The sequence below is a fragment of the Limnohabitans sp. Hippo3 genome, assembly GCF_003063665.1.
GTDB lineage: Bacteria > Pseudomonadota > Gammaproteobacteria > Burkholderiales > Burkholderiaceae_C > Limnohabitans_A.
This window is the reverse complement of record NZ_NESF01000002.1, coordinates 59,882-85,915: the sequence shown is the minus strand read 5'-3', so window position 1 is coordinate 85,915 and position 26,034 is coordinate 59,882. Positions and strand designations below refer to the sequence as shown.

Here is a 26,034-nt window from a genome sequence, read left to right as displayed (position 1 = left end):
TCAAAGGAAATCAAGATGAGTGCCGTTCTAGACCATCACGATCACGCCCATGACGATCACGGTCACGCGCCTGCGGGCTGGCGTCGCTGGGTGTATGCCACCAACCACAAAGACATCGGTACTTTGTACCTGTTGTTCAGCTTTGCCATGCTCATGATCGGTGGCGTGCTGGCGCTGGGCATCCGCGCCGAGCTGTTCCAGCCCGGTCTGCAAGTGGTCAACCCCGAGCTGTTCAACCAGTTCACCACCATGCACGGCATCATCATGGTGTTCGGCGCGATCATGCCCGCCTTCGTGGGCTTTGCGAACTGGATGCTGCCTTTGCAAATTGGCGCTTCCGACATGGCCTTTGCCCGCATGAACAACTTCAGCTTCTGGTTGATGATTCCTGCTGGCCTGATGCTGGTCGGTTCGTTCTTCATGCCTGGCGGCGCACCTGCTGCGGGCTGGACGCTTTACGCACCTTTGACTCTGCAAATGGGTCCCTCCATGGATGCGGGTATTTTTGCCATGCACATCCTGGGTGCTTCGTCCATCATGGGCTCGATCAACATCATCGTGACCATCCTGAACATGCGCGCCCCCGGCATGACCTTGATGAAGATGCCCATGTTTGCATGGACCTGGCTCATCACCGCTTACTTGCTGATCGCCGTGATGCCTGTGTTGGCTGGCGCGATCACCATGACCTTGACCGACCGTCATTTCGGCACCAGCTTCTTCAACCCCGCTGGTGGTGGTGACCCGGTCATGTACCAGCACATCTTCTGGTTCTTCGGTCACCCCGAGGTGTACATCATGATCTTGCCGGCCTTCGGCATCATCAGCCAGATCGTGCCCGCGTTCTCGCGCAAGAAACTCTTCGGCTACGCCTCCATGGTGTACGCGACATCGTCGATCGCCATCCTGTCGTTCATTGTGTGGGCCCACCACATGTTCACGACCGGCATGCCAGTGACCGGCCAGCTGTTCTTCATGTACGCCACGATGTTGATTGCCGTGCCGACCGCTGTGAAGATCTTCAACTGGATCGCCACCATGTGGCGCGGTTCCATGACGTTTGAAACCCCCATGCTGTTCGCAGTGGGCTTCATCTTCGTGTTCACCATGGGTGGTTTCACCGGCTTGATTTTGGCCATGGCCCCCATCGACATCCAGTTGCAGGACACGTATTACGTGGTGGCCCACTTCCACTATGTGCTGGTGGCTGGTTCCTTGTTCGCTTTGTTTGCCGGTTTCTACTACTGGGTGCCCAAGTGGACCGGTGTGATGTACAACGAAACACGCGGCAAAATCCACTTCTGGTGGTCGCTGATTTCCTTCAACATCACGTTTTTCCCCATGCACTTCCTGGGTCTGGCCGGCATGCCACGTCGTTATGCCGACTACCCCATGCAGTTCACCGACTTCAACATGATCGCTTCGGTGGGTGCATTCTTCTTCGGTTTTGCCCAGGTGTACTTCTTCCTGTTCGTGGTCTTGCCGACCATGATGGGCAAGGGCGAGAAAGCCGCTCAGAAGCCATGGGAAGCTGCCGAAGGTCTGGAGTGGGAAGTGCCCTCGCCAGCGCCCTTCCACACCTTTGAAAACCCACCCAAGCTGGACGCCACCGCGACTCGCGTGATCGGTTGATCAACATGGCCATGACACCTGAGCAAAGAAAAAGCAATGTGCGCCTGGGCCTGATCCTGGCTTCGGTCGCACTGGCGGTGCTGCTGGGTTTTGTGGCCAAGTTGCTTTTGTTGAACCCTTGAAAGACCTCCAATGAACCTGCGTGGTGAAAACCTGAAGATGGTGGGCAAGCTGGCGGTGGTGACCGCGGGCATGTTCTGCTTCGGTTACGCGCTGGTGCCCATTTACAAGGCCATTTGCGAGATCACAGGCATCAACATCCTGTCGATTTCCGAAACCCAGATCCCTGGTAATGCCAAGGCGGGTAAAGCGGCCGAGGTCTTGCGCAACAGCCAAGTGGACACCACGCGCACCATCACCGTCGAATTCGATGCCAACGTGCGCGGTCCCTGGCAGTTCAAGCCTGAAAAGCGATCCATGCAGGTTCACCCCGGTGAATTGAGCACGGTGATGTACGAGTTCCAGAATGTGCAAAACCGCCGCATGGCAGCGCAAGCCATTCCCAGCTATGCACCACGGCAGGCGGCCAACCATTTCAACAAGCTCGAGTGTTTCTGTTTCAACCAGTACACCCTGGAGCCTGGCGAAAAGAAGGCTTGGCCTGTTGCCTTTGTGATCGACCCGAAGTTGTCCAAAGACGTGACCACCATCACGCTGTCCTACACCTTCTTTGAAGTGGGTGGCAAGACACCGGCTGCGCCGACAGCACCCTTGGCGGCTGCCGTACAACCCTTGCCGGTCAAAACAGGTCTGGGTTCATGAGCGGGCCAAAGCTTCCCGTGTCCAAAACGTCCTGGTTGCGTACCATTCAGGCCGTTCTTTGGTCCTTTATAGGTCTTCGCAAGAACGCCGAATATCAGCAAGACATTGAGAAGCTGAATCCGTTCCACATCATCGGTGTGGCCATCGGCGCAGCATTGTTGTTTGTCCTGGGGCTGATCGCCCTGGTCAATTGGGTTGTGGTCCAGCCAACGGGCCTTTGATCCATCAAAATTAGATTTCGAAAGAAGAGAGAGCAGGAGTCCCCATGAGTTCAGCAGCACACGGCAGCACGCCTTATTACTTCGTACCGCACGAATCACGTCATCCGGTCATGTCGGCCATTGGCTTGTTTTTCGTGATCCTGGGCGCAGGCCAGTGGATCAATGGCTCCGAGTGGGGCATGTATTGCTTGTTTTTTGGCTTGGCCTGGTGGCTCATCGTTTTGTACCAGTGGTTCTCGGAAGCCGTTCGTGAAAGCGAAGGCGGCATGTACGGTCACAAGATCGACCTGTCCTACCGCTGGAGCATGACCTGGTTCATCTTCTCGGAAGTCATGTTCTTCGGCGCTTTCTTCACGGCCTTGTGGTGGGCGCGTTCGCATTCGGTGCCAGCCTTGGGCAGCCTTGAAAACGCATTGCTGTGGCCTGACTTCAAAGCGGCCTGGCCCAGTGTGGTGGCCGGTGCCACCTCTTCGCCAGCGGGCATCGTCGAGCCCTTCCAGACCATGGGCCCTTTCTGGTTGCCCACCATCAACACGGCTTTGCTGCTGACATCGGGCGTCACTTTGACGATTGCACACCATGCCTTGCAAGTGGGTGACCGCAGCAAGACCATCAAATTCATGTGGTTGACCGTGTTGCTGGGTGTGACCTTCCTGTTTGTTCAGGGCTATGAATACGCCCACGCCTGGGGTGACTTGAACCTCAAGCTGTCGTCCGGCATCTACGGCTCCACTTTCTACATGTTGACCGGCTTCCACGGTTTCCACGTGTTCGTGGGCATGTTGATGCTCTTGTTCATCACCTTGCGTCTGCAAAAAGGCCACTTCACCAAAGACCGCCACTTCGGCTTCGAGGGTGCGGCTTGGTACTGGCACTTTGTGGACGTGGTCTGGCTGGGCTTGTACATCCTGGTGTACTGGATGTGATAGAGCCGATGGCACAACAAAAAAGCGCCCAAGGGCGCTTTTTTGTTGCGGGTTGGCCTCGTTGGAGTGGTGTGCAGTGCCAGATCGAAGTGGCAGCGGTCAAGCCAGCGGGATGCGTTCAGGTTCCCGGTGGAATGCCCGTGGGTTGGATCCAACCCATCTTCCAGGACACCAGAACGCAAATGAAGAGGACAATCGAAAAGCCCACCCGGAAAGCCAAAGCGGTGGCCATGTTGCCTTTTTTGGGTGCCTGGCCTTCGGCAGGGGGCGCGCTGCCTCGCATCATGTACATCAGGGCCGCACCCAGACTCAACAAAATGGCAACGAAGGCGATGGCAACCAGAATTTTCATGGACACATTATCCAATGACTGAGAAAACCCCGGGCTGGCAAAGATGGCTGTTGCTTGGCATGGCGCTGCTGGGTGTGGCTGTGACTTTCTCTCTCGGTCTGTGGCAGCTCGGTCGAGCGGCCGAGAAAACTGCGCTGCAAGACGCCAGAACGCAGCAATCGGCCATGGCCGCGCTGGACGGCCGCAGCCTGGGCTCGGCACCGGGCGACGCAGCCTCGCGTGCCGCGCTGATCCACAGGCGCATGGTGCTGACAGGGCGTTGGCTGCCCCAACACACGGTGTACCTGGAGAATCGGCAAATGAACGGCAAGCCCGGCTTCTTTGTGCTGACCCCGCTGCAAATCGAGGGCACGGGCGCGGTGATGCTGGTGCAGCGCGGCTGGGCGCAGCGCGCCTTCACCGACCGCACCGCATTGCCTCCCATCGAGACCCCGGCCGGGCAAGTCGAAGTGCCAGGCCATTTGGCCCCATGGCCATCAAGGCTCTATGACTTTGGCGGGGCCGAGGAAGGCCCGATACGGCAAAATCTCGACCTGCAAGCATTTCGGCGTGAGACGGCACTGCCTTTGTTCGAAGTCACCTTGTTGCAATCGGGTGCAGCGTCTGAAGGCTTGCTGCGCGAGTGGCCTGTGGTGGCCAGTGGTGTTGAAAAGCACCACGGATACGCTTTTCAATGGTTTGGCCTGAGTGGCCTGATCGCTCTACTTTATGTCTGGTTCCAAATTGTCCAACCCCGCCGCCAAAAACGACCTGCCTGACAGTCCCCTGGCCATGACCGTGCACGAGATGCCCCGACCGGGCGATATCGTACAGGCCGATGCACAGCGCACGCGCATGGGCCGCTGGAAGATGATCGCCATGCTGCTGATCTGCGCTTCGCCGGTCATCGCGTCGTATTTCACCTACTACGTGGTGCGCCCAGAAGGACGCCGCAATTATGGCGAACTGATCCAGCCCCAAAAAGACATGCCCAAGGCCTCGGCCCAAAATCTGCAGGGCGAGTCGGTACCCCTGGCCGGCCTGAAAGGCCAGTGGCTGCTGGTGAATGTGGGCTCGGGTGCGTGCGCCGAGCGTTGCCAGCAAAACCTGTACTTCCAGCGCCAGTTGCGCGAAATTTTGGGCCGTGACAAGGACCGTCTCGATCGTGTCTGGTTGATCACCGACGATGCGCCGGTGGCCGAGACCTTGTTGCCGGCCCTGAACATGGCGCACGTGCTGCGCCTGGATGCAGCCACGGTGCAAAGCTGGATCAGCCCGGCCCCGGGCCAGCAACTGCAAGACCATCTGTACGTGGTCGACCCGATGGGCAACTTCATGATGCGTTTTCCCGCCAACATGGATGTGCCCAGCGCGTCCAAAGCCAAACGCGATCTGGAGCGGCTGCTCAAGGCCTCAGCGTCCTGGGACCAAGCGGGGCGCTGACACATGACCGAAGTGGACCTGTACAACCTGGCACCTGTTTTCCAGTTGATGGCCGTGGGCCTGGCCGTGGCCGCCTTGCCCCTGGCCTGGTGGTTCTGGCGGCAGCGCAGTGCCACGCCCGCCAGCCGTTTGAAGGCCTTGACCCTGATCACCTTGTTCCTGACCTTCGATTTGGTGCTGTTTGGCGCTTTCACCCGCTTGACCGATTCCGGCCTGGGATGCCCCGATTGGCCGGGCTGCTATGGCAGTGCCACACCCCTCGGGGCCAAAACCGAAATCACGGCCGCGCAGACCGCCATGCCCACCGGGCCCGTGACGCACGGCAAGGCCTGGATCGAGATGGTGCATCGCTACCTCGCCACGGGCGTGGGGGTGTTGATCATGAGCCTGGCGGCCATGACCTGGTGGCAGCGTCGTCACAGCCGCGTGCTCAGCCCCTGGTGGCCCACTTTCACACTGGTCTGGGTGTGCTTGCAAGGGGCATTCGGGGCGTTGACGGTGACCATGAAGCTGTTCCCCGCCATCGTGACCTTGCACCTGATGTTCGGCATCGGCTTGCTGGCCTTGCTGATGGCGCAGGCAGTGCGTTACGAAGGGGCTGCATCCCGGCCCATCCCGTCGGCCTTGCGCAGTGGTTTGTGGTGGGGTTTTGGCTTGCTGTGGCTTCAAATCGCTTTGGGCGGCTGGGTCAGCACCAACTATGCGGTGCTGGCCTGTCCTGATTTTCCGACCTGCAACGGCGAGTGGGTGCCTGACATGAACTGGCAGGGCTTCAGCCTTTGGCGGGAGTTGGGACTCACGCCCGAGGGTCAGGTCCTGCCTTTTGTGGCCCTGTCGACCATCCATTTTGTGCACCGCTCGGCGGCCTGGCTGGTGTTGGCGGTGTTGCTGTGGTGTGGCTGGCGCTTGCGTCAGCAAGCAAAACTGCACACGGCGGGCCGACTCTTGCTCTGCCTGTCGGCCCTTCAGTTCTTCACAGGTTTGAGCAATGTGGTGTTTGACTGGCCCCTGCTGGCCGCTGTGCTGCACACCGGGGGCGCTGCGGCGATGGTCGTCACGCTGACTTGGGTGCTCTCCATCAGTCGGGCCGATAATGCCTTGCGTTTTTCCAATCCATCAAGGCCTGCCGAATGACCGCCGCCACTGCCCGTTTGCCCCTGTCCGCCTGGCAACAGTATTACGCGCTGACCAAGCCCCGCGTGGTTCAGCTGATCGTCTTTTGTGCCTTGATCGGCATGGTGCTGGCTGTGCCCGGCCTGCCCAGTTTCGCTGAATTGAAGCTCGGCCTGTGGGCCTGCATCGGCATCTGGCTGGTGGCGGGTGCCGCAGCGGCCTTCAACTGCCTGGTCGAAAAAACCATCGATGCCAAAATGAAGCGCACCGCCTGGCGACCTACCGCCAAGGGCGAATTGAGTGACCGACAGGCCTTGCTGTTCTCGGCCGTGCTCTGCGCGGTGGGCTCGGCCGTGCTGTACGTGCTGGTCAACCCGCTGACCATGTGGCTCACCTTTGCCACTTTTGTGGGCTACGCCATCATTTACACGGTGATCCTGAAACCCTTGACGCCGCAAAACATCGTGATCGGCGGGGCCAGCGGGGCCATGCCGCCCGTGCTGGGCTGGGCGGCCATGACGGGCCAGGTCGGGCCCGAGGCGCTGATCCTGTTCCTCATCATCTTCCTGTGGACACCCCCGCACTTTTGGGCGCTGGCGCTGTACCGGGTGGAGGACTACCGCAAGTCGGGCCTGCCCATGCTGCCGGTGACGCACGGCAACGAATTCACCCGTCTGCAGATCCTGCTGTACACCATCGTGCTGATGGCGTCCTGCCTGATGCCCTTTGTGTACGGCATGAGCTCCTGGCTGTACCTGGCCGCGGCGGTGGTGCTGAGCATCGGCTTCATCGGCTATGCGGTGGCTTTGTACCGCGAATATTCGGACGAGCTGGCTCGCAAGACCTTCCGTTTTTCGCTGATCCACCTGAGCGCCTTGTTTGCCGCTTTGTTGATCGACCATTACATTTTTTGAGACCCCAGCATGTTGCAACGCAGAGTTTTTTCACGCGCCGCTTTGGCTTTGGGCCTGGCTGCCGTGGTCGGTGGCCTGATGGGTTGCGGTCAGGACAAACCGGCGTTCCGCGCGGTGGACATCACAGGCGCTGACTATGCCCAAGGCTGGGAGCTGAGCGACCAGGACGGTCAGGTGCGCACCCTCAAGGACTTTGCGGGCAAAGCCGTGGTGGTGTTTTTTGGTTTCACCCAATGCCCCGACGTCTGCCCCACCGCCTTGCAGGAAATGGCGCAGGCCAAACAATTGCTGGGGGCCGATGGGGCCAGGCTGCAGGGCATCTTCATCACGGTGGACCCTGAGCGCGACACATCGGAGTTGCTCAAGGCCTACATGGCCAATTTCGGTCCGGATTTTGTGGCCTTGCGCCCCACGCTGGAGCAGCTGCCCCAGGTGACCAAGGACTTCAAGATCTATTACAAAAAGGTCGAAGGCAAAACCCCCACCAGCTACACCATGGACCACTCGGCGGGCAGCTTCACCTTTGACCCGCAAGGGCGGATTCGCCTGTACAACCGCCATGCCAGCGGCGCCGAAGCGCTGGCCGCCGATGTGAAGATCTTGCTCAGCGGCAAATGAGTCCGGGCTGATGGGCCCGGGGCTGAACACACAGCTTCAGGTGTCCCGCTTCAGGTCCTTCAGTTCAACTCGATTTTCTGGCTGCGGATGATGTCGCCCAGGGCTTTCGTGTCGGACTGAATGCGGTTGCGCAAACCTTCGGGCGACGAACCCACCACCTGCCAGCCCTGCTGGAACAGCCGCGCACGCATCTCGGGCGCACGCACGATTTCGCTGACCACGGCCGACAGCTTGCTGGCCACAGCTGCGGGCATTGAGGCCGGAGCGGCCACCGCGTTCCAGATCTCCAGCTGATAATCCTTCACGCCGATCTCGCTCAGACTGGGCACATCGGCAGCCAAGGGGCTGCGCCCGGTGCTGGATGTTCCGATGGCCCGCAATTTCCCGCCACGCACTTGGGCGGCGGCCATGGCGGGCGGTAGCAAGGCCAGTTGCACCTGGCCACCGATCATGGCAGTGATGATTTGCGGATTGCCGGGGTAGGGCACATGCACGGGCGCAATGCCAGCTTTGGTCTTGAGCAGCTCCATGCCCAGGTGCGCCACCGTGCCCACGCCAGGCGAGGCATAACTGAGTTGGTCACCCGCTTTTTGGGCCTGGCTCAGCCATTCGGCAGCGGTTTGACCCGGCGCGTTGGCCGGTACTGCCAGCACCAGTGGCGCTTTGCCGATCAGGCTGATGGGCGCCAGGTCTTTCAGCGGGTCATAAGGCACCTTGGGGTTCAGGATGCGGGTAATGGTCATGTTGCCGTTGATCATCAGGCCCAGGGTGTGGCCGTCGGTGGACTTGGCGACAAAGTCGGCGGCGATGTTGCCGCCCGCGCCCACCTTGTTCTCGACGATCACGTTCTGGCCCAGGGCTTTGGCCAGCGGTTCGGCCAAGGCACGCGCTGTCAGGTCGGGGCTGGAGCCTGCCGGAAAGCCCACCACCAGACGCACGGTTTGCGTGGGCCAGGACGCTGTTGGCGAGGCGGCCCAAGCGGGTGCCAGGCCCAAAGCCAAAGCCGTACCCACGGCTTGGACCCAGTGGCGACGGGAAAAACAGGCGGGGTGGCGAGTGGTCATGGCAGGGTCTTTCAAGACAAAACAAGTTTCACTTTAACGCACGGCAAACGAAAAAATACCCGGTCAAAGACCGGGTAGGCGCAGGGCGGTTGTCTGCAGGGGCTTCAGGCGAATTCGACCAAAGCCTTCTTCATCTTCTTCATGGCCGCGACTTCGATCTGGCGGATGCGTTCGGCACTCACACCGTATTCGTCGGCCAGCTCGTGCAGCGTCATGCCGCCCGAGCCGTTGTCGTTCACCTTGAGCCAACGCTCCTCGACGATGCGGCGGCTGCGTGCGTCCAGCACATCCAGTGCGGTCGCCAGACCATCGCTGGCCATCACATCGCGCTGGTGCGCTTCGATCATGGCGGTGGGCTCGTGGTTCACATCGGCCAGGTAGGCGATGGGGCCAAAAGCCTGTTCGCCGTCGTCCGAGGGGGCCGGGTCCAGCAGCACATCGCCGCCAGCCATGCGCATTTCCATCTCCAGCACTTCCTCGCGCTTGACGTTCAGGCTGCTGGCCATCGCGTCCACCTGGTCGGGCGTCAGGGTGTCGCGGTGCGTGCCTTCGTCGGCATCGGCTTTGTAGCCCTGCTTCATCGAACGCAGGTTGAAAAAAAGTTTGCGCTGGGCCTTGGTGGTGGCCACCTTGACCATGCGCCAGTTTTTCAGGATGTACTCATGGATTTCGGCCTTGATCCAGTGCAGCGCGTAACTGACCAAGCGCACGCCTTGCTCGGGGTCAAAGCGCTTGACGGCCTTCATCAAACCCACATTGCCTTCCTGGATCAGGTCGCCGTGGGGCAGGCCGTAGCCCAGGTATTGGCGCGACACCGACACCACCAGACGCAGGTGCGAAAGCACCAGCTTGCGGGCGGCTTCGAGGTCGTCGTTGGCTTTGAGTCGGCGGGCGGCTTCCTGCTCTTCCTCGAGGGTGAGCATGGGCATGCGGTTGACCGCAGAGATGTAGGCGTCGAGGTGGCCGAGCGAGGGCACGACCGCCCAGGGGTTGCTCAGCGCGAGGGCTGTGGCGGGGGAACCAGTTTGAATGTTCATACCAGAACTCCTTTCAGAATACTGCAATATTAGCACTCTCCAGCCGTGAGTGCTAAAGCGAGCCCGATACCACATGGGCATCAGGGTTTTCCCTTAATTACAAGGCAATGATGCGCGCAAGGCGAGGCTGCGTCTGTGCTCTGCTGAACGCTTCAGCTCAAGAGCGCCTGGGCAAATTCGCGGGCGTTGAAGGTTTCCAGGTCTTCCAGTTTTTCGCCCACGCCGATGAAATACACCGGAATCGGCTTTTCCCGGGCGATGGCGCACAGCACCCCGCCCTTGGCCGTGCCGTCCAGTTTGGTCACGATCAGGCCCGTCAGGCCCAGCGTATCGTCAAAGGCCTTGACCTGGGCCAGGGCGTTTTGGCCGGTGTTGCCATCGATCACCAGCAGCACCTCGTGCGGGGCGGTGCCGTCGGCCTTTTGCACCACGCGCTTGATCTTTTTCAGTTCTTCCATCAGGTGCAGCTGCGTCGGCAGGCGTCCGGCTGTGTCCACCAGCACCACATCGCGCCCCCGTGCGCGGCCAGCGCTGACCGCGTCAAAGCTCACGGCCGCCGGGTCACCGCCTTGCTGGCTGACGATCTCCACCGTGTTGCGGGTGGCCCAAACTGCCAGCTGCTCTTTGGCGGCGGCGCGGAAGGTGTCGGCGGCAGCCAGCAGCACGCTCAGGCCCTCGTCGGCCAGGTGCTTGGTCAGTTTGCCAATCGAGGTGGTTTTGCCCGCGCCGTTGACCCCCGCCACCATGATCACCGTGGGCTGGTGGTCGCCAATGGCCAGCGGCTTTTGCAAGGGCTGCAGCAGGTCGGTGATGGCATCGGCCAGCAAGGTTTTGACCTGCGAAGGGTCGGTGGCCTTGCTGTCTTTCACGCGGCGCTTGAGGTCTTGCAGCAAATGCTCGGTCGCTTTGACCCCGGTATCGGCCATGAGCAAGGCGGTTTCCAGCTCTTCGTAGAGCTCGTCGTCGATGCGCGTGCCGGTGAAGACGGTGGTGATGCTGGAGCCGGTCTTGCGCAGCCCGGCCTTCAGGCGGTCTAGCCAGCCCTGGCGAGCGGCCGGGGCGGCGGTGGGCTCAACAGCCGTGACAGGGGCAGCAACAGGCACCGCCGGGACAGGCGCAGCGGCCGATTGTACCTCGGTGGGCGGGGATTTTTTTTTGAAAAAACTGAACATGGTGTGGATTTCAAGGATCATGCATTCTATGAAACCGAACTTTCTCTTGGGACTTTCGCTGGCCACCGCCTGTCTGGCCAGCAGCGGCAGCGTCTGGGCGCAGGCACCACAAGGCTTGCAGCAGACCCAGGCCCAGCCCGGCCACGCTGCAGCGGCCCAGGCCCACACCTTCACCCTGGCCAACGGCATGGCGTTGTGGGTCAAGCCCGACCGGCGCGCGCCCACTGCGGTGCACATGGTCTGGCTGCGTGCGGGCTCGATGGACGAGGTGGACGGCACCAGCGGCGTGGCCCATGTGCTGGAGCACATGCTGTTCAAAGGCACGCCCACCCTGGCTGTGGGCGAGTTCTCTCGCCGGGTGGCCGCTTTGGGTGGGCGTGACAACGCGTTCACATCGAAGGACTACACCGGCTACTTCCAGCAAATCCCGTCGAACCAGCTCGAAGCCGTGATGCGTCTGGAGGCCGACCGCTTTGCCAACAACCAATGGCCCGACGCCGAATTCGCCAAAGAACTGGAAGTGGTGAAAGAAGAACGTCGCCTGCGCACCGAGGACAACCCGCGTGCCCAGCTGCACGAAATGTTGTCCGCGACCGCTTTGATCGCCTCGCCCTACCGCCGCCCCATCGTGGGCTGGATGAGCGATCTGGAAGCCATGACGGCGCAGGATGCCCGCGACTTTTACCGCAAGTGGTACACGCCAGCCAACGCCGTGGTGGTGGTGGCGGGCGATGTCGACCCGCTGCAAGTCAAGGCCTTGGCCGAGAAAACCTATGGCCTCATCCCGACCCGCGCCGTGCCCGAGCGCAAACCCCGGGATGAACCCGCGCAGCAAGGCCTGCGCCGTTTCGAATTCAAAGCGCCTGCCGAGCAGTCGTATGTGGCGCTGGCCTTCAAGGTGCCGCGCTTGGCGAACCTCGCGGCCTCGCCCGAGCATGACGATGCCCTGGCCTTGACGGTGTTGGCCGCTGTGCTCGATGGCTACAGCGGTGCCCGGCTGGAACGTGCCCTGACGCAAGGCGAGAACCGCCTGGCCGACAGTGTGGGGGCGCACAATGGCTTGATGGGTCGCGGCCCGCAGTTCTTTTACCTGGACGGCGTGCCCGCCAAAGGCCAAAGCCCCGAAGCTCTGGAGGCGGCCTTGCGTGCCCAGGTGCAGCGCGTGGCCACAGAAGGCGTGACCGAGGCCGAGTTGCAGCGCGTCAAGACCCAATGGGTGGCCAGTGAAATCTACAAGCTCGACTCGGTGTTCAACCAGGCCCGGGAATTGGGCGTGGCCTGGACACTGGGCCTGCCTCCCGACTACGGCGCGCAGTTGATCGCGCGTTTGCGGCAAGTCACCCCCGCCCAGGTGCAGGCCGTGGCGCAAAAATATTTTGGCGATGACAGCCTCACCGTTGCCACCCTGCGGCCCCAACCCCTCTCGGGCCAGCCCCGGGCACGCCGTGCCTTGCCGGGTGCCCGGCATTGAGCCGCGATTCAGTCATGAAAGTTCATCACCCCATGTCCCCGATGCCCTCCCTGTTCAAGACCCCCAAGGCTTTGCTGCGGTCCGCCTTGGCGCTGACCTGCTGGGGCGCGTCCTGCTGGGCCCAAGCGGCCTTGCCCATCCAGCACTGGACCCAGCCCAGCGGTGCACGCGTGTACCTGGTCGAGAGCAACGCCATCCCCATGGTCGATGTGCAGATCGATCTGGATGCGGGCAGCCGACGTGATCCGGCTGCGCAAGCTGGGCTGGCCTCGGTCATGGCCGGGCAAATGGCCAGTGGCATGCGAGCCCATCCCCAGGGCCAGGGGCCGTATGCGCAGGCCATGGATGAAAACCAGATCGGTGAAGCCTGGGCCGACCTAGGCGCCAGCTTTGGCGGCAGTGCGGGTGCAGACCGCATGAGCTTTGCCCTGCGCAGCCTGAGCTACCCCGACCTGCTCGACAAGGCCGTGGCCTTGGCGGCACGGCAAATGGCGCATCCCGCCTTTCCCGAGGCCATGTGGGTGCGCGACCGCGAGCGCATGAGCGCGGCCATCCGCGAGTCGCTGACCAAACCGGCCACGCTGGTGCAGCACCGCTTTGCCTCGGCCGTCTACGGCACGCACCCTTATGGCTACCGCACCACCCCCGAGACCCTGTCGCGCATCGGTGTGCAGGACTTGCAAAAGCTGCATGCCCAGTCGCTGCAGACCTGCCGTGCAACGGTGAGCGTGGTGGGCGCACTCACCCGGGCGCAGACCGATGCGCTGGTCACCCGTTTGCTGGCCTTGTGGCCCAACAATGCGGCGTGCAAGCCCTTGCCCGCTGTGCCCGAAGTGGCGGCTTTGACCCAAGCGCAAAGCCTGACCGTGCCCTTCGATTCGGCCCAGGCCCATGTCCTGATCGGGCAGCCCGGCTACCCACGCAGCGACCCCGACTTCTTTGCCCTGCTGGTGGGCAACCACATTCTGGGCGGTGGGGGCTTTGTGTCGCGCCTGACCGAGCAAGTGCGCGAAAAGCGGGGTTTGTCCTACAGCGTGTACAGCTACTTTTCACCCGGTTTGCATGCGGGGGCTTTCACTGTGGGCCTGCAAACCCGCCCGGATCAAGCCGCGCAAGCGGTCGCGGTGGCACACGAGGTGGTGCAAACCTTTGTGCGCGAAGGCCCCACCGAGGCCGAGTTGCAGGCGGCCAAATCCAATCTGGTGGGCGGCTTTGCGCTGCGCATTGACAGCAACCGCAAGCTGCTGGACAACGTGGCCAACATCGCCTGGAACCGTTTGCCGCTCACTTACCTGGACACCTGGACCCAGCAAGTCGAGCGGGTGAGCCTGAGCGATGTGCGCCGCGCCATGGCCCGGGTCTTGCAACCCGAGCGCATGGTCACGGTGGTGGTCGGTACAGCGCCTTGATGCCAGTTAAATGGGCATCGGGTGCGAGGCGATTTTCGGTACACAGGAAAACACAAGGCGTTACAACTGCAGTGCTTCACGGGTCATCAGCCAGGTATTCGACCGCGTTGTAGTTGCAAGTCCAGCAAGGTGTTGGACTTGCAACCTGAACCAAGGATCTTTCAAATGAACAAGCTGCTCGCCACTCTCGTCGCCGGTTTTTTTGCTGTTGGCGCATTCGCCCAAGCACCTGCTGCTGCGCCCGCTGCAGCTGCGGCTGCCCCTGCTGCTGCAGTGGCCACGGCCAAAACAGAAGCCAAAGATGCCAAGGCCGCTTTGAAAGCCGATGCCAAAGCCGAGAAAAAGGCCGCCACCAAAACAGACAAAAAAGCGGCCCAAGTTGCAGCCAAAGCCGATGCGTCGGTGGTGAAAGCCGAAGCCAAAGTGGACGCCAAAGTCGCCCAGCCCAAGTGAGCGCCATGGCCAGGCTTCTGGCCTAGCCAGCGCAGATGAAAAAAACCAGCGGTTCGCTGGTTTTTTTCTGTCGGCGCCTCAAGCCCGAGCAGGGGTCGCATGTCCGGGGGCTCGTCGTCCTGGCCTTTACACTTGTGGCCTATGTCTTCACCCTCTTCTTCACGCCAGTCGGCCAGCGGCAGTTCCCGCACAGTTGACGCCAAAAAGCCTCAGCACCGAGCGCCCAAAGGCCCGCCTTCGCACGAGATCCGCATCATCGGCGGTCAATGGCGCCGCACCCGGCTGAAGGTGATCGACAAACCCGGTCTGCGTCCCACACCCGACCGTGTGCGCGAAACCTTGTTCAACTGGCTGGGCCAGGACTTGAGCGGTTGGCGCTGTGTGGATGCGTTTGCAGGCACAGGCGTGTTAGGTCTCGAAGCCGCCTCGCGTGGCGCAGCCCATGTGCTGATGGTCGAGCAAGATGCCGTGCTGGTGCGCGACTTGCAGGACAACGCCACCCGCCTCAAAGCCAGCATGGTCAGCGTGCAGCGCGGTGACGCCGTGACCGCCTTGGGCCGTTTGCCCGCGGCCAGTGTGGACCTGGTGTTTCTGGACCCGCCTTTTGACGGACCCTGGTTTGAGCCCGCCCTCATCGCGGCAGCCAAGGCCGTGCCCGTGGGTGGGTGGATTTATCTGGAAGCGCCTGTGGCCTGGACCGCTGAGGCCTTGGGTGCCTTTGGCCTTCAATGTGAACGCCACCTCAAAGCCGGCGCTGTCCACGCCCATCTGCTGCAACGAACCGCATAATTGACGGGTCAAACCCTTCAAGCCCGCTCCCGCCTTTCAAGGATCCTCCATGAGCCGCTCTGCCAACACCCTTGTGACCGCCGTCTATTCGGGCACGTTTGATCCGCTCACGCTGGGGCACGAAGACGCGATCCGACGGGCCGCGAAAATGTTTGACCAGGTCATCATTGCGGTGGCCGTGGCGCACCACAAAAAAACCCTGTTCAGCCTGGACGAGCGTGTGGCCTTGGCGCAAGCCGCTTTGCCCGATTGCCCCAACGTGAAGGCGCTGCCCTTTGACGGTCTGATTGTGGAATTTGTACGCGCGCAAAACGCCCAGGTCATCGTGCGCGGCCTGCGCTCGGTGACCGACTACGACTACGAAACGCAAATGTCGGGCATGAACCGCCACCTGGCCCCCGAGTTGGACACCGTGTTTTTGCACACCAGCGCGGGTGTGCAGCACATCAGCAGCACCCTGGTTCGCGAAATCGCCAAACTCGGCGGTGATGTGTCGGGCTTGGTGTCGGCACCTGTGCTCAACGCCTTGCAGAGCAAGGTCGCGACCAAGCACTGAGAGGCATGTCGGGGCTGAAGCCGCCGACCTACCAGAGACGCTCCCTGTAGGTCGGACCTTCAGGTCCGACTTTTTTCAAATCTCCGCGCCTTCCACCAAAAAGCGCACCCGTTTTTGCCCCTGCCACTCGTCGGCGTCCAGTCGGTAAGCCAATTTCACCCGCGCTGGCAAAGGTTCAGTCCGGCCAAACCAGATGCCGTCCACCGGCTGGCCTTGGTGCTTCATCTTGAGGGACAGGTGTTTTTCGCCCACCAGGCGCTGCGACACCACTTCGATCTCTTCGCAAAACACGGGCGGTGCAAAGCCCTGGCCCCAGACCTCGTGGTGCAGCATGTCCACCAGATCGACCCGGCGGTATTCGGCAGGCAGCGGGCCGTCGGTTTCCAGGCGGCGCTGCAGCGTGGCCGCGTCCAGCCATTCCATGGCCACCTGGTTCAGCGTTTCCTCGAAGACATCCAGATGCTCTTCGGCAATCGTGCAGCCTGCCGCCATGGCGTGGCCGCCAAAGCGCAGCAGCACGCCCGGGGCGCGTTTGGCCACCAGATCGAGCGCGTCGCGCAAATGAAAGCCAGCGATCGAGCGGCCTGACCCCTTGAGTTCGTGCTCCTTGCCCGGGGCGCTGCTGGCCGCAAACACAAAAGTGGGGCGGTGCAGCTTGTCCTTGATGCGCGAGGCCACGATGCCCACCACGCCTTCGTGAAAATCCGGGTCGAACACACAAATGGCAGGCGGCGGCTCGTCGCCTTCGTCAAACAGGGATTCGGCCATCTCCATCGCCATCTCGCGCATGTCGCCTTCGATGACGCGGCGCTCGCGGTTGATCGCGTCCAGCTGCTTAGCCAACTCGTCGGCGCGGCCTGCGTCGTCGGTCAGCAGGCACTCGATGCCCAGCGTCATGTCGGCCAGGCGGCCTGCCGCGTTGATGCGTGGCCCCAGGGCAAAACCAAAGTCAAAGGTCGTGGCCTTGGCGGTTTCGCGGCTGGCCGCACGCATGAGCGCGGCCATGCCTGGGGGCAGGGCATCTGCACGTACGCGGCGCAGGCCTTGTGCCACCAGGCGGCGGTTGTTGGCGTCGAGCTTGACCACGTCGGCCACGGTGCCCAAAGCCACCAAGGGCAGCAGGGCGTCGAGGCGTGGCTGGTTGCTGGCGTCAAACACGCCGCGCTGGCGCAGCTCGGCCCGCAGGGCCAGCAGCACGTAAAACATCACGCCCACGCCTGCGATGGACTTGCTGGCAAAGCCGCAACCGGGCTGGTTGGGGTTGACGATGACCTCCGCCGTGGGCAGTTCGCTGCCGGGCAAATGGTGGTCGGTCACCAGCACCTGCAGGCCCAGGGCTTGCGCCGCCTGCACGCCCGCCACGCTGGCGATGCCGTTGTCCACGGTGATCAGCATATCGGCGCCTTGCGCGTGCACACGCTGGGCGATGGTGGGTGTGAGGCCATAGCCGTCCACCACGCGGTCGGGCACCAGGTAGCTCACGTTCTGCGCCCCCAGCATGCGCAGGCCACGCACGCCCACGGCGCAGGCGGTCGCGCCGTCGCAGTCGTAATCGGCCACGATGCACATGCGCTTGTTGTGCGCGATGGCGTCGGCCATCAGCTTGGCCGCTTCCGTTGTGCCCAGCATGCCCGCCGGGGGCAGCAAAAGGTTCAGCGCGTCGTCGAGTTCGTCTTTGGACTGCACGCCACGGGCGGCGTACAGGCGGGCCAGCAGGGGGTGGATGCCTGCTTGTTCCAGCGCCCAGGCGCTGCGGGGGGGCACATCTCGGGTGAGCAAATTCATGGGGCGATTCAGGGATGTTCAGGAGGTGATGAGGGCTTGGAGTGCCGCTGCAGGAGAGGGTTTGTTGAACAGCTGGGTTAATGTGCGAGTGGTGCGCTGGTACCAAGCGGCAGGTGCAGCGGTGTAGGTGTGGGCTGTGTGCTCACTGCACAGGCTGAGCGTGCCTTGGCCCGTGGCCTTGACGTGTTGCAACAGGTCGGCGACGGCCGTGGCATCGAGTTGCTGCCAGGCTTGCTGCCAAGCCTGCACGTCGCCATGCAAAGCACTGCTGCGCAAGGCGTGCGACAAAGTCACGGCCTGTTCAGCGGCGACTGTGTGGTCGGGCAGCATGCCCGCGCCGTGCAGCCAGAAAGCGTTCACGGTGTACTGCCGCTTGGCTTCTCGGGCATCGTTGACCGGATGGTTGTAGAGCAGCATTTGCATCTCGCTTTGCAGGCGCTGCAAGGGGCGGGCTGCCGGATGATCGGGCATCCAGGGCTTCACGTTCTGGCCAATCACCCGGTCCAGCGAGGCGGTGGGCACGTCGGCCAGCAGCGCCCCCTGGACATGCCAGAGCAAGGCGCTGTGCCAGGTGACGTGCAGGCCGTCTTCCTGCAAGAACGGTTGCATGGCTTGCAGCAGTTGCTGCGATTCATCGTCGGACAGGTGCAAATGCGCCGGGTCGGCCATGACCACCTCGTCCATGCCGATTTGCCAATGGCAGGGCGTCATCCAGGCTTGGGGGGCGGTGCTGTGCCTGCCTTGCTGCGCCTGGTGCCAAGCTGCCCAGGGCAAGGTGTTGGCATCCGGTGACCAGCCCAGGGCTTGGGCTTGCAGGCGTTCGTGCGGCAGGTGCCAGGGGGTGGGGCGGCGGTCTTGCAACACCTGCTGGCGCTGCAGCTGGCCCAGCAGGGTTTGCAGCTTGGGCAACTGCAAACCGGCCCAGACCTCGGGGCCGGTGAAGGCCTGGCTGGCCGCATAAGGAATGATCAGGTGCATGGGGTGGGATTGTCGCAGGCTCCAAATAGGCATTGGGATGATCCATGGCGGACAGACCTGCCGATCTCTTGAAGGCACAATGGCCAACACCTTTGAAAAGTACGGAGACCGCATGAAAGAAACCCCCTATGCTTGGGTGGTGGTTTGGGCCACCTTTGTGTGCCTGGCGCTGATCTTTGGGGTGTCGTACTCGTTTGCGGCGTTTTTTGAGTCGTTTGCGACCGAGTTCTCGGCGCAGCGGGCTGATGTGTCCTGGATTTTTGGCCTGTCAGGCTTTGTCTACTTTGTGCTGGGCGCGGGCGGTGGCATGCTGGCCGACCGCTTCGGGCCGCGCATCGTGTGCTCGGCAGGCATGATGTTCATTGCGCTGGGCCTGCTGGCCACCAGCTGGGCCTCGTCCTTGCTGGCGGTGTATGTCAGCTACGGCTTGCTGGTGGGCTTCGGCATTGCGCTGGTTTACACGCCGTCGATCGCCAGCGTGCAGCCCTGGTTCACCACCCGCCGGGGTCTGGCCGGGGGCATTGCTAGCTCGGGGGTTGGGGCGGGCACTTTGCTGGTGCCTGTACTGGTGGCCATGGCGATTGGGCCCATGCCCTGGCGCGAGGCCATGCAGCTGCTGGCCTTGGCCGTGTTGGTGCTGGGCTTGTTGGCGGCGGGTTTGCTCAAGCGTGCACCGAGCAACACCTCAAGCGGTGCGGGCGGTTCGGCCACAGGCCTGAGCTTGCGCGAGACCTTGCGCAGCCCCACTTTCCGATGGCTCTACCTGGCCACGGTGCTGGCCTCACCGGTGATGTTCATTCCTTTTGCGCATGTGTCCGCCTCGGCGCGCGATCTGGGCCTGGGCGAAGCTTTTGCCGTGGGTCTGGTGGGTTTGATTGGCGTGGGCAGTCTGGTGGGGCGCTTTGCCATCGGTGTGGTGGCCGATCGGCTGGGCCGGGCGCAGACGCTGGTGCTGATGCAACTGTCCATGGGCGCGTCGTATCTGCTGTGGGGCGCGGCGGGCGGGCAGGCCCTGCTGCTGGTGTTTGCGCTGTGGTTTGGCCTGAGCTATGGCTCCATCGTGTCGCTCTTGCCCGCCATTTGCATGGATTATTTTGGTGGCCGTTCGGTGGCCAGCGTGGTGGGCACGCTCTACAGCGGCGCGGCGCTGGGTAATTTGCTGGGCCCTGTGCTGGCTGGGGCAGCCTTTGATTTCAGTGGGCACTACCTGGGCGTGATGGCCGTGTGCGGCGTGCTGTCGCTGATGGCCACCTGGGCCTCACGGCAAATGAAACGCTGCGGCCAAGCGCGGTATTGATTTTTGAGAAAGAAGCACCTGATGCACAACGATTTGCACGCGCTGCGGCGCATCCTCAAAAGCTGCCACACCATCGCGGTGGTGGGCCTGTCAGCCGAATGGCATCGGCCCAGTTACTTTGCTGCCAAGTACATGCAGTCGCACGGTTTCAAGATCGTGCCCGTGAACCCCCGCTATGCGGGCACGCCTGTGCTGGGCGAGACCTGTTACGCCAGCCTGGGCGACATCCCCTTCCAGGTGGACATGGTCGATGTGTTTCGCCGCAGCGACGATGTGCTGCCAATCGCCGAGCAGGCGGTGCAGATCGGCGCCAAATGTCTTTGGCAGCAGCTGGGCGTGGCCAACACGCAAGCCGATGCGCTGGCCCAGCAGGCGGGCATGGATTCGGTGACGAACCGCTGCGTCAAGATCGAACACGCCCGGCTGTTTGGCGGCCTGAACTGGGTGGGCGTGAACACCGGCATCATCTCGGCGCGGCGGCTGGTATAAAAAGACCATGACCGACCGCCAATTCCACCCCGAGACCCTGGCCATCCACGCCGGGCAAATCCCCGATGCGGCCACAGGCGCACGCGCCTTGCCGATCTACCAGACCAGCAGCTTTGTGTTTGACAGCGCCGAGCATGCGGCATCGCTCTTCAACCTGCAGACCTTTGGCAATGTGTATTCGCGCCTGAGCAACCCCACGGTGGCGGTGCTCGAAGAGCGTGTGGCCGCGCTCGAAGGCGGGCGCGCTGCGGTGGCCAGTGCCTCGGGCATGGCGGCCGAAACCATGGCGCTGATGACCATCTTGCAATCGGGTGACCATGTGGTGGCGGCCGGGGCCTTGTACGGCGGCTCGGTCACCCTGCTGGCGACCAGCCTGGCCAAGTTTGGCATCGAAACCACTTTTGTGGACGCGACAAAGCCTGAGGCCTTTGCCGCTGCCATGCGTCCCAACACCCGAGCGGTGTATGCCGAGAGTCTGGGCAACCCGAGCATGGTGGTGCTGGACATCGCCGCCGTGGCCGAGGTGGCCCATGCGCACGGTGTGCCGCTGGTCATCGACAACACCGTGCCCAGCCCTCTGCTGTGCAACCCGCTGGCGCTGGGCGCCGACATCGTGGTGCATTCGGCCACCAAATACCTGGCCGGGCACGGCACCACGCTGGGCGGCGTGGTGGTCGAAGGCGGCAAATTCCCTTGGGACAACGGCAAGTATCCGGGCATGACCGAGCCCTCGCAGGGCTACCACGGCGTGAAGTTTTACGAGACCTTTGGCGACTTCGGCTTCACCATGCGCTGCCGCATGGAAAGCCTGCGCGTGTTTGGCGCATCGCTCAGCCCCATGAGCGCCTGGCAGATTCTGCAGGGTGTTGAGACCTTGCCGCTGCGCATGAGCAAGCACTGCGACAACGCTTTGGGTGTGGCGAAGTTTTTGCAGGCCGACCCGCGCGTGGCCTGGGTCAACTACCCCGGCCTGAGTGACCACCCACAGCACGCCCTGATGCAGCGGCAGATGCGCGGCGCTTCGGGCCTGTTTTCGTTCGGCGTGAAAGGCGGCTTGGCGCAAGGCGTGAAGTTCATCGAGTCGGCCCAGTTCATGAGCCACCTGGTCAACATCGGCGACACCCGCACCCTGATCAGCCACCCGGCCAGCACCACGCACCGTCAGCTCGATGAAGCCCAGCAACTGGCCGCAGGCGTGCCGCCCGATATGGTGCGCATTTCGGTGGGTCTGGAGAATCTGGACGACATCCTGTGGGACATCGACCAGGCGCTGGACAAGGCCAGCCGCTGAACAGCCTTGGCAAAAGCACTGGTCAGGGCTGGAGCCATCGAGCTGTGAAAACCACAGGCCTTGGTTTGTCAGCGCTTGAGGGCCGCAGCTTCGGCCGCGCAATCCTGGCGGTCTGATTTCAGGCCTTTGGCCCGGGCCTGCGCAATCTCGGCCTTGGCCAGCTGGGCTTGGGCCTGAAACACCGGGTCGGCCTGCAGTCGGGCCACGGCGGCAGCGCCCACCACGCGCCCGGCTTCCAGGTCACTTTGCCAGTGCACGCCGCACACCATGCGGCTATCGCCAAAGGCGTGGCCGCGTTGCAGCAAGGCATTGGCCTTGTCCGGGGCCAGGCCCGCCAGGATCAGGCCCCAGGCCCAGCCCAGCGCCGCGTGGCCCGAGGGGTAGGAGCCGTCTTTCGACAAGTGGGCTTCTTCCTTGGGGGCGCAGGTGGTTTCACCCAGTTCGGCAAAGGGGCGCTTGCGGTTGTAGTGGTCCTTGGCTTTGTAAGTCGCAAAGCCCGCGTCCACCAGACTGCGGCGCAGCAGCATGTTCAGGTGGGGCGTGGCCTCTTGCGAGATGGGCATGTCCAGGGCACATGAGAACACCCCAGCGGCTTCGGGGAACTTCAGGTTCACGTCCTTGAAAGCGTAGGTCCAGCGCGGCGTGTCGCGCAGGGCCCGGGTTTGCTGGTGCAGTTGCAGATCGGCCGCCTGGCGGGCCGAGCCGGGGGCGGGTGGGGGCGGCACCAGGGCCAGGCTGTCGGGCAGCTCCTTGCGGTCGATGTAGCCGTGCAGGTAGCCTGAGCCTTTGCGGAATTCGCCCACCACTTCGGGTGAGGTCGGTGGGACAGCGGTTTGGACTGGGGCGGTTTGGCAGGCGCAGAGCAGGGCGGCAGCGGCCAGGGCGCACAGGGGCATCAGGCGTGTGATCACAGGGGTCTCCTTGGTGGTGCAGTGGGGCCCGATGTCTCATGGGGCCATCGGAATTTCAGACCGGAGCCGTGCTGAAAATCGTCACCGCTGCGACTTTTTAAGTGGAAACACCATGCCGGGTTTTGTGCCTTGAGGTCATCGGGCGTGCGAGCGGTGGTGGGTGCGCAACAGCCAAGTGCCCAACACACCTGCCACGAGCGAGCCACCCAGCACCCCCAGTTTGAGCTGGAGTTCAAACTGCGGGCCGAGCCCGGCAAAAGCCAAACCGCCAATGAACAAACTCATGGTGAAACCGATGCCGCACAACATGCTCACTCCCAACAGTTGCAGGGTTGACGCATGGGCAGGCGCTTGGGCCAGGCCGCTGCGGACCATCAGGAGTGCCGCGCCAAAGACCCCGATGGCTTTGCCCGCGACCAGACCCAGGCCGATGCCCAGTGGCACAGGTGACATCAAGGTGCTGAAGCTGACCCCGTCCAGCACCACACCCGCGTTGGTGAAGGCAAACATCGGCAAGACCCCAAAGGCCACCCAGGGGTGCAGGCCGTGTTCGATGCTGGCCAGAGGTGACTGGCCACGCGCATCGCGCATGGGGACGGCCAGCGCCGTGATGACCCCGGCCAGCGTGGCGTGGATCCCGGACTTGAGCACGCACACCCACATCAACAGGCCCACCACGATGTAAACATCGACCCGGGTGATGCGCAGGCGGTTCAGCACGAAGAGCACTGCGCCCGACAACAGTGCGCCCGCCAGCATGGGCCAGGACAAGTTGGCGGTGTAGAACAGCGCAATGACAACGATCGCGCCCAGGTCATCGATGATGGCCACAGCGGTCAGAAACACCTTGAGCGACACAGGCACCCGCGAGCCCAGCAAGGCGACGATGCCCAAAGCAAACGCAATGTCGGTGGCCGCCGGTATGGCCCAGCCGCGCAAGGCCGTGCTGTCCCCCCAATTGATGGTGGTGTAAATCAATGCGGGCATGAGCATGCCCCCCAGTGCCGCCACAGCGGGCAGCAACAGCTGGCCTGGCCCTGAGAGCTCGCCTTCCAGGAACTCCCGTTTGATTTCCAGCCCCACCAAAAAGAAGAAGACCGCCATCCAAAGGTCATTGACCCACACAACCAGAGGTTTGGACAGCACCAGGGCCTGATCGCCAATGAGCACCTGGCCGGGGATGCTCAGAAAAAACTGGTACCAGGCCCCCCAGGGCGAATTGCTGACCAGCAAAGCCGCCAAGGCAGCCAGGGCCAGGACGATGCCTGGGGCGGACTCTTGGGCAAAAAAGCGTGCGACAGCGGAGTTTGGAAGGGTTTTCATCGGGCCATTGTCCTCAATGGGGGCTGCGCGTTCACATTTCACGGGCCCCCGGTGGGGGCTTGTCGGGCTGGCATTGCACAATAGTGGCTTATGGCTTTTTTCAAGAACATCCCCTACGAGCTGGTGCTGGGCTGGCGCTACACGCGAGCAGGCCGGGCCACCCGGCGCAACGGCTTCATCTCCTTCATCTCGGGGGTGTCCATGATGGGCATTGGCCTGGGGGTGGCGGCGCTCATCATCGTGCTGAGCGTGATGAATGGCTTTCAGAAAGAGGTGCGCGACCGCATGCTGGGCGTGGTCTCGCACATCGAGGTCTATGCCGCCGATGGCGCGGCCGTGGCCGATTTGCCTGCCTTGCTGTCCCGCTTGAAGGCGCACCCGCAGGTGCTGGGCGCGGCCCCCTTCATCACCGCGCAGGCCTTGCTGGCGCGGGGCGAGGATATGAAGGGCGTGCTGGTGCGCGGCATCGACCCGGCGCTGGAGCCCGAAGTCAGCGATTTGTCGAACGACACCCAAGCCGGGGTGCTGCAGCGCCTGCAGCCGGGCGCGTTCAGTCTGGTGCTGGGCCGCGATCTGACCAACAACCTGGGTTTGCAAAACGGCGACCCGGTGACCCTGGTGTCACCCTCTGGCCAGGTGACGCCCGCAGGCGTGGTGCCGCGCATGAAGCAAATGGGCGTGGTCGGCACCTTCTCGTCTGGCCACTACGAATACGACTCGGCGCTGGCACTCATGCACGTTGAGGATGCTGCCCGCATGTTCCGGCTGGAAGGACCGAGCGGCGTGCGCCTGAAGTTGCACGACCTGCACCAGGCGCGTGAGGTGGCGCGGGATCTGCAGCTGGACTTGGGACCGCAGTTTTTTGTGCGCGACTGGACGCAGCAAAACAAAACCTGGTTCGCCGCCGTGCAGGTTGAAAAACGCATGATGTTCATCATCCTCACACTCATCGTGGCGGTGGCGGCTTTCAATCTGGTCAGCACGCTGGTGATGACGGTCACGGACAAACGCGCCGACATCGCGATCTTGCGCACGCTGGGGGCCAGCCCCCGCAGCATCATGGGCATTTTTGTCGTGCAGGGCGCCACCGTGGGCGTGATCGGCACCATGAGTGGCTTGGGCTTGGGGCTGCTGGTGGCCTTCAACATCGATGTGATCGTGCCTGCGCTGGAAAAGCTGTTCAACGCCAGCTTTTTGCCGCGCGACATTTACCTGATCAGCCGCATGCCCAGCGAGCCCTTGGCCAGCGACATCCTGCCTGTGGCCATCATTTCTTTGGTCCTGGCTTTTGTGGCCACGCTCTACCCCAGCTGGCGTGCCAGCCAGGTCAACCCGGCGGAGGCGCTGCGCTATGAATGAGATGCAAAACCCCGTGGTGCTGCAGGCCCAGGGCCTGACCAAGCGCTTTTCCGAAGGGCGCCTGGATGTGACGGTGCTGCAAGGTGTGGACCTGGCCGTGCACGCGGGCGAAACACTCGCCATCGTGGGCGCTTCGGGCTCGGGCAAAAGCACTTTGCTGCATTTGCTGGGTGGGCTGGATGTCCCCACGCAAGGGGCGGTCCAACTGAAAGGTCAGCTGTTGTCGGCCCTGAGCGCGTCCGAGCAAGGCCAGTGGCGCAACCGTTATTTGGGCTTTGTCTACCAGTTCCACCATTTGCTGCCCGAGTTCAGCGCCCTGGACAACGTGGCCATGCCGCTGTGGATTCGCAGGCTTGACCGAGCCCAAGCCGCAGCCGTGGCCACGGGCTGGTTACAGCGCGTGGGCTTGGGTGAGCGCTTGCACCACCGCCCCTCGGAGTTGTCGGGCGGCGAGCGCCAGCGTGTGGCGCTGGCCCGCGCCTTGGTCAACGACCCGGCCTGCGTGCTGGCCGACGAGCCCACGGGCAACCTGGACCGCGAAACCGCCGACGGCGTGTTTGCGCTGATGCTGCAACTGGCCCGTGAGCGCGGCACCGCTTTTGTGGTGGTCACGCACGACCAGGCTCTGGCGGCGCGTTGCGACCGGCAGCTTCATTTGGTCAAGGGCGTGTTGCAAGCGCCTGTTTGACA

General features: G+C 62.7%; 28 protein-coding genes. 20 read left to right on the top strand and 8 right to left on the bottom strand.

Going from position 1 to position 26,034, the window contains the following annotated elements:
- Nucleotides 1-15: 15 nt before the first annotated feature.
- Genes ctaD through B9Z34_RS04810 form a run of 5 tightly spaced genes read left to right on the top strand, consistent with a single transcriptional unit; the run spans nucleotide 16 to nucleotide 3,541 of the window.
- Nucleotides 16-1,632, top strand: coding sequence for a cytochrome c oxidase subunit I (gene ctaD / locus B9Z34_RS04825; protein ID WP_108426980.1), 1,617 nt, complete (start codon nucleotides 16-18; stop codon nucleotides 1,630-1,632).
- Between the two features lie 5 nt (nucleotides 1,633-1,637).
- Complete coding sequence (locus tag B9Z34_RS14705; RefSeq protein ID WP_369907575.1) at nucleotides 1,638-1,754, top strand: cytochrome oxidase small assembly protein; 117 nt, start codon at nucleotides 1,638-1,640, stop codon at nucleotides 1,752-1,754.
- Between the two features lie 10 nt (nucleotides 1,755-1,764).
- Complete coding sequence (locus B9Z34_RS04820; protein WP_108426979.1) at nucleotides 1,765-2,394, top strand: cytochrome c oxidase assembly protein; 630 nt, start codon at nucleotides 1,765-1,767, stop codon at nucleotides 2,392-2,394.
- The gene (locus tag B9Z34_RS04815) at nucleotides 2,391-2,615 is read left to right on the top strand and encodes a DUF2970 domain-containing protein (RefSeq protein ID WP_108426978.1); all 225 of its coding nucleotides are present in this window, start codon (nucleotides 2,391-2,393) and stop codon (nucleotides 2,613-2,615) included. The genes B9Z34_RS04820 and B9Z34_RS04815 overlap by 4 nt, the downstream gene beginning before the upstream one ends.
- A 44-nt stretch (nucleotides 2,616-2,659) precedes the next feature.
- Nucleotides 2,660-3,541: a cytochrome c oxidase subunit 3 gene (locus tag B9Z34_RS04810; RefSeq protein WP_108426977.1), complete on the top strand. Its 882-nt coding sequence runs from the start codon at nucleotides 2,660-2,662 to the stop codon at nucleotides 3,539-3,541.
- A gap of 118 nt (nucleotides 3,542-3,659) precedes the next feature.
- On the opposite strand, the gene B9Z34_RS04805 is transcribed toward B9Z34_RS04810, so the two are convergent.
- The gene (locus tag B9Z34_RS04805; protein ID WP_199220066.1) at nucleotides 3,660-3,893 is read right to left on the bottom strand and encodes a twin transmembrane helix small protein; all 234 of its coding nucleotides are present in this window, start codon (nucleotides 3,891-3,893) and stop codon (nucleotides 3,660-3,662) included.
- A gap of 14 nt (nucleotides 3,894-3,907) precedes the next feature.
- On the opposite strand from B9Z34_RS04805, the gene B9Z34_RS04800 reads away from it, so the two are divergent.
- From B9Z34_RS04800 to B9Z34_RS04780, 5 genes are read left to right on the top strand one after another with little or no spacing between them, the layout of a single operon-like run.
- Complete coding sequence (locus B9Z34_RS04800) at nucleotides 3,908-4,651, top strand: SURF1 family protein (protein WP_108426975.1); 744 nt, start codon at nucleotides 3,908-3,910, stop codon at nucleotides 4,649-4,651.
- Nucleotides 4,602-5,315, top strand: coding sequence for a hypothetical protein (locus B9Z34_RS04795; RefSeq protein ID WP_108426974.1), 714 nt, complete (start codon nucleotides 4,602-4,604; stop codon nucleotides 5,313-5,315). The genes B9Z34_RS04800 and B9Z34_RS04795 overlap by 50 nt, the downstream gene beginning before the upstream one ends.
- A gap of 3 nt (nucleotides 5,316-5,318) precedes the next feature.
- Complete coding sequence (locus tag B9Z34_RS04790) at nucleotides 5,319-6,449, top strand: heme A synthase (protein WP_108426973.1); 1,131 nt, start codon at nucleotides 5,319-5,321, stop codon at nucleotides 6,447-6,449.
- Entirely contained in the window at nucleotides 6,446-7,342 is an 897-nt protein-coding gene (gene cyoE / locus B9Z34_RS04785; RefSeq protein WP_108426972.1) for a heme o synthase, read from the top strand. Before B9Z34_RS04790 ends, cyoE begins: the two co-directional genes overlap by 4 nt.
- 9 nt (nucleotides 7,343-7,351) lie before the next feature.
- Entirely contained in the window at nucleotides 7,352-7,960 is a 609-nt protein-coding gene (locus tag B9Z34_RS04780) for an SCO family protein (RefSeq protein ID WP_108426971.1), read from the top strand.
- Nucleotides 7,961-8,019: 59 nt separating this feature from the next.
- On the opposite strand, the gene B9Z34_RS04775 is transcribed toward B9Z34_RS04780, so the two are convergent.
- The 3 genes from B9Z34_RS04775 to ftsY form a co-directional block, all read right to left on the bottom strand.
- A complete protein-coding gene (locus tag B9Z34_RS04775) occupies nucleotides 8,020-9,024 on the bottom strand; it encodes a tripartite tricarboxylate transporter substrate binding protein (protein ID WP_108427154.1) in 1,005 nt (334 codons plus the stop codon).
- Nucleotides 9,025-9,128: 104 nt separating this feature from the next.
- Entirely contained in the window at nucleotides 9,129-10,061 is a 933-nt protein-coding gene (rpoH, locus tag B9Z34_RS04770; RefSeq protein WP_108426970.1) for an RNA polymerase sigma factor RpoH, read from the bottom strand.
- 152 nt (nucleotides 10,062-10,213) lie between these two features.
- Nucleotides 10,214-11,233: a signal recognition particle-docking protein FtsY gene (ftsY, locus tag B9Z34_RS04765; protein WP_108427153.1), complete on the bottom strand. Its 1,020-nt coding sequence runs from the start codon at nucleotides 11,231-11,233 to the stop codon at nucleotides 10,214-10,216.
- Nucleotides 11,234-11,261: 28 nt separating this feature from the next.
- On the opposite strand from ftsY, the gene B9Z34_RS04760 reads away from it, so the two are divergent.
- The 5 genes from B9Z34_RS04760 to coaD all read left to right on the top strand — a co-directional run bounded on the left by B9Z34_RS04760 (nucleotide 11,262) and on the right by coaD (nucleotide 15,911).
- On the top strand, nucleotides 11,262-12,704 hold the full coding sequence (locus B9Z34_RS04760; RefSeq protein ID WP_108426969.1) for a pitrilysin family protein: 1,443 nt from the start codon (nucleotides 11,262-11,264) through the stop codon (nucleotides 12,702-12,704).
- A gap of 41 nt (nucleotides 12,705-12,745) precedes the next feature.
- Nucleotides 12,746-14,113 (top strand): pitrilysin family protein, encoded by a 1,368-nt coding sequence (locus B9Z34_RS04755; protein ID WP_108426968.1) that lies wholly within the window; start codon nucleotides 12,746-12,748, stop codon nucleotides 14,111-14,113.
- Between the two features lie 165 nt (nucleotides 14,114-14,278).
- Nucleotides 14,279-14,566, top strand: a complete 288-nt coding sequence (locus B9Z34_RS04750) for a cell envelope biogenesis protein TolA (RefSeq protein WP_108426967.1) — start codon at nucleotides 14,279-14,281, stop codon at nucleotides 14,564-14,566.
- A 141-nt stretch (nucleotides 14,567-14,707) separates the two neighbouring features.
- Nucleotides 14,708-15,355 (top strand): 16S rRNA (guanine(966)-N(2))-methyltransferase RsmD, encoded by a 648-nt coding sequence (gene rsmD, locus B9Z34_RS04745; RefSeq protein WP_108426966.1) that lies wholly within the window; start codon nucleotides 14,708-14,710, stop codon nucleotides 15,353-15,355.
- A gap of 49 nt (nucleotides 15,356-15,404) precedes the next feature.
- Nucleotides 15,405-15,911, top strand: a complete 507-nt coding sequence (gene coaD, locus B9Z34_RS04740) for a pantetheine-phosphate adenylyltransferase (RefSeq protein WP_108426965.1) — start codon at nucleotides 15,405-15,407, stop codon at nucleotides 15,909-15,911.
- 75 nt (nucleotides 15,912-15,986) lie between these two features.
- Here coaD and recJ read toward each other — a convergent pair whose 3' ends face one another.
- Entirely contained in the window at nucleotides 15,987-17,696 is a 1,710-nt protein-coding gene (recJ, locus tag B9Z34_RS04735) for a single-stranded-DNA-specific exonuclease RecJ (RefSeq protein WP_108426964.1), read from the bottom strand.
- An 18-nt stretch (nucleotides 17,697-17,714) separates the two neighbouring features.
- On the bottom strand, nucleotides 17,715-18,674 hold the full coding sequence (locus tag B9Z34_RS04730) for a hypothetical protein (RefSeq protein ID WP_108427152.1): 960 nt from the start codon (nucleotides 18,672-18,674) through the stop codon (nucleotides 17,715-17,717).
- A gap of 112 nt (nucleotides 18,675-18,786) precedes the next feature.
- On the opposite strand from B9Z34_RS04730, the gene B9Z34_RS04725 reads away from it, so the two are divergent.
- Genes B9Z34_RS04725 through B9Z34_RS04715 form a run of 3 tightly spaced genes read left to right on the top strand, consistent with a single transcriptional unit; the run spans nucleotide 18,787 to nucleotide 21,751 of the window.
- Nucleotides 18,787-19,971: an MFS transporter gene (locus tag B9Z34_RS04725; protein ID WP_158268704.1), complete on the top strand. Its 1,185-nt coding sequence runs from the start codon at nucleotides 18,787-18,789 to the stop codon at nucleotides 19,969-19,971.
- Between the two features lie 21 nt (nucleotides 19,972-19,992).
- The gene (locus tag B9Z34_RS04720) at nucleotides 19,993-20,460 is read left to right on the top strand and encodes a CoA-binding protein (protein ID WP_108426962.1); all 468 of its coding nucleotides are present in this window, start codon (nucleotides 19,993-19,995) and stop codon (nucleotides 20,458-20,460) included.
- A 7-nt stretch (nucleotides 20,461-20,467) separates the two neighbouring features.
- A complete protein-coding gene (locus B9Z34_RS04715; protein ID WP_108426961.1) occupies nucleotides 20,468-21,751 on the top strand; it encodes an O-acetylhomoserine aminocarboxypropyltransferase/cysteine synthase family protein in 1,284 nt (427 codons plus the stop codon).
- 68 nt (nucleotides 21,752-21,819) lie between these two features.
- Here B9Z34_RS04715 and B9Z34_RS04710 read toward each other — a convergent pair whose 3' ends face one another.
- Both B9Z34_RS04710 and nhaA read right to left on the bottom strand, forming a co-directional pair.
- Nucleotides 21,820-22,662 carry a phosphatase PAP2 family protein gene (locus B9Z34_RS04710; protein ID WP_233249413.1) on the bottom strand — a complete coding sequence of 281 codons (843 nt, stop codon included), beginning with the start codon at nucleotides 22,660-22,662 and terminating at the stop codon, nucleotides 21,820-21,822.
- Between the two features lie 135 nt (nucleotides 22,663-22,797).
- On the bottom strand, nucleotides 22,798-23,985 hold the full coding sequence (gene nhaA, locus B9Z34_RS04705) for a Na+/H+ antiporter NhaA (protein ID WP_108426960.1): 1,188 nt from the start codon (nucleotides 23,983-23,985) through the stop codon (nucleotides 22,798-22,800).
- A 90-nt stretch (nucleotides 23,986-24,075) separates the two neighbouring features.
- Here nhaA and B9Z34_RS04700 point away from each other — a divergent pair, with 90 nt between their 5' ends.
- Together B9Z34_RS04700 and lolD are read left to right on the top strand one after the other, a co-directional pair.
- Nucleotides 24,076-25,344: a lipoprotein-releasing ABC transporter permease subunit gene (locus B9Z34_RS04700; protein WP_108426959.1), complete on the top strand. Its 1,269-nt coding sequence runs from the start codon at nucleotides 24,076-24,078 to the stop codon at nucleotides 25,342-25,344.
- Entirely contained in the window at nucleotides 25,337-26,032 is a 696-nt protein-coding gene (gene lolD, locus B9Z34_RS04695) for a lipoprotein-releasing ABC transporter ATP-binding protein LolD (RefSeq protein ID WP_108426958.1), read from the top strand. Before B9Z34_RS04700 ends, lolD begins: the two co-directional genes overlap by 8 nt.
- The last annotated feature ends 2 nt before the right edge of the window (nucleotides 26,033-26,034 follow it).